The 396-nt window shown below is 51.0% G+C and carries 1 protein-coding gene; it reads right to left on the reverse strand.

Annotated features, from left to right (window positions below; all coding sequences use genetic code 11):
• Nucleotides 1-174: 174 nt before the first annotated feature.
• On the reverse strand, nt 175-396 hold a 222-nt coding region (locus tag ACLD7X_RS19505; protein WP_411425332.1), incomplete at its 5' end, for a hypothetical protein.

Below are 396 nucleotides of genomic sequence, written 5' to 3' on the forward strand. Positions count from 1 at the left end.
TACTTTTACAGTACGCATAGACACGTCTGGAATGACGATGATAAAGCTCTGCCATGATGGTACTCCGCTCCTCGGGAACATCATACCACCGCTCACAAAGGACCCTATCACTGTCGTGCATTGCCATGGGGGTGTCTTGGTTATCCACAGAGACACGATCTGTAGATGGTTGTCTCATGGGATCGGGAAAAACGTCAAGATTCGTGTATTGGCCGACGTCTGCCCTCGCTGCAACGAACGCGTGACGCTGCTTGATATCAACGATTGAAACCGCGCGCTCTTCTCGAGGAGGTCTATCTGCGTCGTAATACGATACCGTTCAACTTGGATGGTATCCGCCCCCTCCAAAACCGTTGTCTTCTCATCATATGTAATCGTCGTCATGTGCGAGCGCAC

Source organism: Aphanothece microscopica RSMan92, from assembly GCF_046613545.2.
GTDB lineage: Bacteria > Cyanobacteriota > Cyanobacteriia > PCC-6307 > Cyanobiaceae > NIES-981.